The organism is Cohnella sp., assembly GCF_041641335.1.
Classification (GTDB): domain Bacteria; phylum Bacillota; class Bacilli; order Paenibacillales; family Paenibacillaceae; genus Cohnella.
Map to the genome: position 1 here is coordinate 1 of NZ_JBEPYQ010000166.1, position 6,795 is coordinate 6,795.

The 6,795-nt window shown below is 57.7% G+C and carries 8 protein-coding genes; all 8 read right to left on the reverse strand.

Features of this window, described 5'->3' with window-relative positions:
- Positions 1-414 precede the first annotated feature (414 nt).
- Positions 415-1,926, reverse strand: a complete 1,512-nt coding sequence (gene lysS, locus ACESLM_RS30115; protein ID WP_372638353.1) for a lysine--tRNA ligase — start codon at positions 1,924-1,926, stop codon at positions 415-417.
- A 174-nt stretch (positions 1,927-2,100) separates the two neighbouring features.
- Positions 2,101-2,577 (reverse strand): transcription elongation factor GreA, encoded by a 477-nt coding sequence (gene greA / locus ACESLM_RS30120; protein WP_094048468.1) that lies wholly within the window; start codon positions 2,575-2,577, stop codon positions 2,101-2,103.
- A 194-nt stretch (positions 2,578-2,771) separates the two neighbouring features.
- Positions 2,772-3,800 carry a tRNA dihydrouridine synthase DusB gene (gene dusB, locus ACESLM_RS30125; RefSeq protein ID WP_372638355.1) on the reverse strand — a complete coding sequence of 343 codons (1,029 nt, stop codon included), beginning with the start codon at positions 3,798-3,800 and terminating at the stop codon, positions 2,772-2,774.
- Between the two features lie 6 nt (positions 3,801-3,806).
- Positions 3,807-4,313, reverse strand: coding sequence for a 2-amino-4-hydroxy-6-hydroxymethyldihydropteridine diphosphokinase (gene folK, locus ACESLM_RS30130; protein ID WP_372638357.1), 507 nt, complete (start codon positions 4,311-4,313; stop codon positions 3,807-3,809).
- A 6-nt stretch (positions 4,314-4,319) separates the two neighbouring features.
- Positions 4,320-4,712, reverse strand: a complete 393-nt coding sequence (folB, locus tag ACESLM_RS30135) for a dihydroneopterin aldolase (protein WP_372638359.1) — start codon at positions 4,710-4,712, stop codon at positions 4,320-4,322.
- A complete protein-coding gene (gene folP, locus ACESLM_RS30140) occupies positions 4,705-5,574 on the reverse strand; it encodes a dihydropteroate synthase (protein ID WP_372638361.1) in 870 nt (289 codons plus the stop codon). Before folP ends, folB begins: the two co-directional genes overlap by 8 nt.
- Positions 5,571-6,452 (reverse strand): aminodeoxychorismate lyase, encoded by an 882-nt coding sequence (gene pabC, locus ACESLM_RS30145; protein ID WP_372638363.1) that lies wholly within the window; start codon positions 6,450-6,452, stop codon positions 5,571-5,573. Before pabC ends, folP begins: the two co-directional genes overlap by 4 nt.
- Positions 6,449-6,795, reverse strand: a 347-nt coding sequence (locus tag ACESLM_RS30150; RefSeq protein WP_372638365.1) for an anthranilate synthase component II, incomplete at its 5' end; no start/stop codon positions are given. The genes pabC and ACESLM_RS30150, both read right to left, overlap by 4 nt.

The window sequence follows — 6,795 nt, forward strand, 5'->3', positions numbered from 1 at the left end:
GATCAAACTCTCCATGAAAGTTGATTCGCTCATTCACTGCTGGTATTGCTTTTTGTTTCTTACGCTCAATGTTCAGTTTTCAAGGTGCAATCGGTGTTTCTTTTTTCAGTGCCGCCCGAGGCGACTTAAATAATATAGCACAGCCCGCTAGGCCTTTGCAACCCCTTTATGCATGGAATTTTATTGAAGTTATTTACCCCTATATACGGGTCGAACAACACCCGCCTGCCCCAACATCTGTACTGCACCCCCGGTCTGCACGTCCCTTGCTGCCGACCTACCGCGCAAGCCAAGCTCCAAAAAAGAAGAACAGCCGGTCGCCCGCCCACGAGGCGAACAACCGGCTTCTATAAGATAACGACTGCAACGACTTCTCATGTCGCTGACGCGCGCTCTCCTTCTCTTAACAACCAATTACCCGTCGGAACGCTCCCGCATGTGCGGGAACAGCAGAACGTCGCGGATCGACGGCGCGTCGGTCAACAGCATGACCAGACGGTCGACGCCGATGCCGAGTCCGCCCGTAGGCGGCATGCCGTGCTCCAGCGCGCGGATAAAGTCGTCGTCCATCTCGTGCGCTTCGTCGTTGCCCGCTTCCTTCTCCTCCAGCTGCGATTCGAACCGCTCGCGCTGATCGATCGGATCGTTCAGCTCCGTGAACGCGTTGGCATGCTCGCGAGCGACGATGAACAGCTCGAACCGGTCTGTAAACCGAGGGTCGGCTTCGTTCTTCTTCGCCAGAGGAGAGATCGCCACCGGATGGCCGGTTACGAAAGTAGGCTGAATTAAGGTATGCTCGCAGAACGTCTCGAAGAACGCGTTGACGATATGGCCGAACGACATATGCTTCTCGACCGACACCTTGTGCTCCTTGGCCAGCGCATGGGCTTCCTCGTCCGTTATCTGGGCGGTAAAGTCCACGCCGACCGTCTCGCGGATCAACTCGGTCATGGACACTCGGCGCCACGACGGAGTCAGGTCCACTTCCTGGCCTTGGTACGTAATCTTCGTCGTTCCAAGAACTTCCTGCGCGATATGGGCAATGAGCGACTCGGTCAGTCGCATAATGTCCTCATAGTCGGCATACGCCTCGTACAGCTCGATCATCGTGAACTCGGGATTGTGGCGCGTCGAGATGCCTTCGTTGCGATAGACGCGTCCGATCTCGTACACCTTCTCCAAGCCGCCGACGATGAGCCGCTTCAGATGCAGCTCGATCGCGATCCGCATATAGAGCTGCATGTCCAACGCGTTGTGATGCGTAATGAAAGGACGAGCCGCAGCGCCGCCCGCAATGGAATGCAGCGTCGGAGTCTCGACTTCCAAATAACCGCGATCGTCCAAATAGCGGCGCATCGATTGAATGATGCGCGAGCGCGTAATGAACGTCTTCTGAACGTCCGGATTGACGATCAGGTCCACGTAGCGCTGGCGATAACGCGTCTCCACGTCCTTCAGCCCATGGAACTTGTCCGGCAGCGGAAGAAGCGACTTGGTCAGAACCTCCAGGTCGTCCACCTTGATCGAGGTTTCCCCCGTCTTCGTCTTGAACACGACGCCTTTAACGCCGATGATGTCACCGATGTCGAGCAGATCGAACGCCTTGAACTTATGCTCGGGCACCGTATCCTGACGAACGTAGATCTGAATCTTCCCGCTCAGATCCTGAATGTGCGCGAACGCCGCCTTGCCCATCGAGCGTTTCGTCATGATCCGGCCCGCGACGTTCACTTCGACCGCCTTCTCGTCCAATTCCTCTTTCGATAATTCCGAGTATTGCGCGAGAAGTTCGCCCGCGTGGTGCGTGCGATCAAACTTGACGCCGAACGGATCGACGTCCAGCGCCCGCAAGTCGTCCAGCTTGCCGCGCCGGATTCGCAGCAGTTCGCCTAATTCTAACTCTTCCGACTGACCGTTATGTTCCATAGTTCTGCTCCTTCATTCGTATCTGGATTTATTCGGCACGACTCGGCGCGATTCAAGCGAATGTCCGCTAACAGGCAAAAAAGCTTCCTAAGGAAGCTTTTTTCTATCCCAGTCAATCGGCTTCTCCGTCCTTATGGGCGGCGACTAACGTCTGAATTGCGGCTGGCCGTGTTGCTACATTTTGATATCGACAATTTTGTATTGAATGATGCCCGCAGGAACGCTCACTTCAACGGTTGTGCCCTTCTTCTTGCCGATAATGGCTTTACCTACCGGACTTTCGTTGGAGATTTTGTTGTTCAGCGGGTCAGACTCGGCGGTACCGACGATCGTGTATTCCATCGTATCGCCATATTCCAAATCTTCCACGACGACCGTCGAGCCGATGCTCACCGTCTCCAGATCGATTTCCTCGCTGTTGATGATCCGCGCGTTGCGGAGCATTTTCTCCAGCGTGATGATCCGGCCTTCGATGAAAGCCTGCTCGTTCTTAGCGTCCTCGTACTCCGAGTTTTCGCTAATGTCGCCGTATCCGATGGCTACTTTAATTCGTTCCGCGACTTCGCGGCGTTTGACGGATTTAAGGTTTTCGAGTTCGTCTTCAAGCCTCTTAAGCCCGTCTTGGGTCAGAAGCACTTCCTTGTCGCTCATCTCACCGATCTCCTGTCATGGAAAAGATTTTCGAGGTTGCTAACCAATATATGGTCAGTCATCGCCGACATGACATCTTTATCCGATGTTAGCCTTGCGATTTTCCTGATGCTTGGGCGAATATTGGTACGATTATATTGCAACCCCTTGAAAATGTCAATTCGCGGAAGGGACATGAATGAAACCGCTTCCTCCTAGTGTACGAGGATTTCGCCGGATTCAGAAGCTTCGGCCGCGTCGCGGGCCAACATTTCCTCTACCCGGTTCACGTACTCCTCCAGCACGGCTACCACTTCCGCCCGGGATTGCAATTCCATGACCGAATTTTTCGCGGCTGCGGAGTCCGGAAGTCCCTTGAGGTACCATGCGAGGTGCTTGCGCATTTCGCGAACGGCAACCCGCTCTCCCCGGAGCTCGGCCAGACGATCCATGTGCAGCATCGCGATACGGATTTTCTCGCTTGGAGCCGGATCGGCCAACAGCTCTCCCGTCGTCAGGAAATGAACGGTACGGTACAGCATCCACGGATTGCCCAGCGCCCCCCGCCCGATCATGACGCCGTCGCAATTCGTGTGCTCCAGCAGACGCTTAGCATCCTCGGGAGTGAATACGTCTCCGTTGCCGATAACCGGTATATTCACAGCCTGCTTCACATCGCGCAAAATATCCCAGTTGGCCTTGCCCGTGTACAGCTGCTCACGCGTTCTTCCGTGCACGCTGACGGCCGCGCCTCCGGCCCGCTCCACCGCCTGGGCGTTCTCCACCGCGTAGATATGCTCGTCGTCCCACCCGATGCGCATCTTGACCGTCACCGGCTTCTTGGCCGCGTCCGCGGCGTAGGACACCATCTCGTAGATTTTTTTCGGATCGAGCAGCCACCTGGCGCCCGCGTCGCATTTCGTCACCTTCGGCACGGGACAGCCCATGTTAATGTCGATAATATCCGCGTTCGTGTTCTGGTCGACGAACTTCACGGCTTCGACGAGAGACTCTTTGTCCCCTCCGAAAATTTGCAGGCTCAGCGGCTTCTCTCGCTCGTCCACGAACAGCATTTCCAGCGTGCGCTGGTTGCCGTGCAGAATCGCCTTGTCGCTCACCATCTCCGCGCAGACGAGTCCGCAGCCGAATTCCTTGGCGATCAGCCGGAACGCCGGATTGCAGACGCCCGCCATCGGAGCCAGCACGACGTTATTGTTCATCGTCACATTGCCAATCTTCAGCATGATTCCTTACTCCTTTCCTAACCCATCTTCATCCTGCGCCTCGAAGCGCGAAATGCCCTCGTCCCGCAGAGACATAGCCGACAACTGCTTCTCCCATGGAAAAGGAGACTCCTCCGGCCAGATGTCCTTCAGCGGCACCAATACGAATGCCCGCTCCCCCATGCGGGGATGCGGGATCGTCAATTCCGGCGTATCCATCGCAACCGCGTCGTACGCCAGCAAATCCAGATCGATGCTGCGCGGTCCCCACCGGATGTCCCTTACCCGTCCCATGTCCCGCTCGATCGCGAGCAGGCGGCGAAGCAGGTCTACGGGACCGATGGCCGTTTTCAACCCGATCGTCATATTAAGAAAAGAAGGCTGGTCGGTATACCCTACCGGAGCCGTCTCGTAAATCGGAGAAAACCGATGCAGCTCGAGATCCGGTTCCGCCCGCAGCCTTCGTATCGCTTCCTTCAGGGAAGCTTCCCGGTCTCCCAGATTGGCGCCCAGCGCCACGTATGCTTCATGCAACTCAGTTCAATCCTCCGCAGGGACGATGCTCCCGTCCGGTCCTCTCCGTCTGGACAGCTCCACGGTCACTCCGTCGAAGGTAATGTCGAACGGCGGGTTCGGCTTGGTCACCGACACCGTCGCTTTATGGATACTAGTATACGTACCGAGAACGGCCGAAGCAATATTTGCGGCCAGCGTCTCGATCAGCTTGACCGGAGGCCCTTCCACGATCTGCTTGACCAAGGCATGGATCTCGGCGTAGTTCACCGTGTCCTCGACGTCGTCGCTAAGCGCGGCGCGGCCGAGATCCAGCCGCAAGTCGAGATCTACGTAGTATTTTTGCCCGAGCTTGTTTTCTTCCGGGTATACGCCATGATATCCATAAAACACCATGCGCTTCAGCTGCATTCTATCCATTCGCGGCCACCGCCTTTCCCGATTTGTCCCGGTACGCGACCGCATCCGTCATCGCAGCCACGCGTTTCGACAGCAGCACGTCATGCACCCGCACGATCTGACAGCCTTGAACGATGCCCAGCGCCGTCGTCGCGCCGGTGCCTTCCGCCGCTTCCGCAGACGTCACGTCAAGCGCCCGCTGGATGAACCGCTTGCGGGAAGCGGCCAGCAGCACGGGATACCCCAGAGCGACCACCTCTTCCAAACGGCCCATCATCTCCAGATTGTCCTCGTATTCCTTGGCGAAGCCCATCCCGGGGTCCAGCCAGACGTTCTCCTCGGCAACGCCGCCCTCAAGGGCAATCCGCACGCTCTCGCGCAGATCGTTCAAGGCATCTTCCATAAAATCTCCGTAGTCGCGATTGTCGCGATTATGCGTCAGGATGGCCGGACAGCCGAAGTCCGCCGCCACGCGCGCCATCTCCGGGTCGCGCTTGAAGCCCCACACGTCGTTGATGATGTCGGCTCCCGCCTCTAACGCCCGCCGCGCCGTCTCCGCCTTGTACGTGTCGACGCTGATCGGCAGCTTGACCCGAGCCTTAACCGCCCGGATCACCGGAAGAATGCGGGCCAGCTCCTCTTCCGCGGAGATCGGATCATGGCCGGGCCTAGTCGATTCCCCGCCGATATCGATGATATCCGCGCCTTCCGCCGCCATCTGCTCGGCTCTCGCAGCCGCCGCTTCCGCTTCGTTGTAGCGGCCCCCGTCGGAGAACGAGTCGGGCGTTGCATTCAGGATTCCCATAATCAGGGTTCTTCGTCCAAGCTCCAGCTCGATCCCGTCCCGGAACTTGTAGCTGCGTTGATAAAAAGTCGGATTCATTCGTGGTCATTCCTCTCCGCCGCATTGCGATACAGCTTCATTAAGCGGGCAGTCATCTTCCCGGCCTCTTCGCCGCCCCAATTCGTTCGTTGTCCTCGATCGTTCTCCAGCCGTACGACGGGCACGATCTCCTGCACGGAATTCGTGATGAAGATTTCATCCGCTTCGAGCAGCGCCTCCCAGCCGTAAAGCCCTTCCTCCACCGGAAGGCCTTCCGCGCGCGCCAGCCGTATGACGTACTCCCGCGTTACCCCTTCGAGAAGACCGGTGTCGGAAGAAGGCGTGTACAGCTTGCCCGCCTTCAGCCAGAACACGTTGCTGACCATCCCTTCCGCGACATAGCCTTTCCCGTCGAGAAACAGCCCTTCCGTTCCCGGAGCCGCCCCTGCCGCCTGCAACTCTCTCTTGGCTACGATATTATTCATATAATGAAACGATTTTAGTCGGAACGCGCCTTCCGGCGTGCTTCTCCGCAGCTTCAGCAGGCGCAGCGTCTTGCTTTGCCGCGTCGCCGGCTCGTCCGGAGCGAGCGCCTTGGCGTAGACGATCTCATGCGGTCGTTCGTAGTCTCCCGAAGGAAGACCGATTTCGCCTTCTCCCGCCGACACCGACCACCGGATATACCCGTCGCTCAGTCCGTTAGCCGCGAGCAGCTCCGCAACGCCCCGCTCCATCCGGCCCGCGTCCGGCTCATAGCGGATGCCCAGCAGCTCGCAGCCCCGTTTCAACCGCGCGGCATGCTCTCGCAACAGCCAAGGCCGCCCTCCGTACGTGCGGAACGTCTCGAACAAGCCCATCCCGTACAAAAAACCGTGATCAAATGCGGAGATCACGGCTTCGCTCTGGCTAGTCAGTTGTCCGTCGAATAAAAACTTCATGCTCTTACGCCCGATTTCTGATCGAGGAAATTGCGCAAAATTTTCAGCCCGTAATCGGTCATGATCGACTCCGGATGGAACTGTACGCCTTCCACGACGTACTCCTTGTGCCGCAGCCCCATGATCAGGCCGTCTTCCGTCTCCGCGCTGATCTCCAGACAGTCCGGGAGCGTCTCGCGCTTCACGATCAAGGAATGGTAACGAGTCGCCGTGAAAGGAGAGGGCAGGCCCGCGAAGATCGTCTTGCCGTCGTGCTTGATCTCGGACGTCTTGCCGTGCATAAGCTGATCGGCGCGAATGACGTCTCCGCCGAACGCTTGTCCGATCGATTGATGCCCCAGGC

Excerpts from the sequence above, each read along its gene's own strand:
- folP (WP_372638361.1), bottom strand. The coding sequence starts at position 5,574 with ATGAATCCGACTTTTTATCAACGCAGCTACAAGTTCCGGGACGGGATC.
- folB (WP_372638359.1), bottom strand. The coding sequence starts at position 4,712 with ATGGATAGAATGCAGCTGAAGCGCATGGTGTTTTATGGATATCATGGC.
- lysS (WP_372638353.1), bottom strand. The coding sequence starts at position 1,926 with ATGGAACATAACGGTCAGTCGGAAGAGTTAGAATTAGGCGAACTGCTG.
- dusB (WP_372638355.1), bottom strand. The coding sequence starts at position 3,800 with ATGCTGAAGATTGGCAATGTGACGATGAACAATAACGTCGTGCTGGCT.
- pabC (WP_372638363.1), bottom strand. The coding sequence starts at position 6,452 with ATGAAGTTTTTATTCGACGGACAACTGACTAGCCAGAGCGAAGCCGTG.
- greA (WP_094048468.1), bottom strand. The coding sequence starts at position 2,577 with ATGAGCGACAAGGAAGTGCTTCTGACCCAAGACGGGCTTAAGAGGCTT.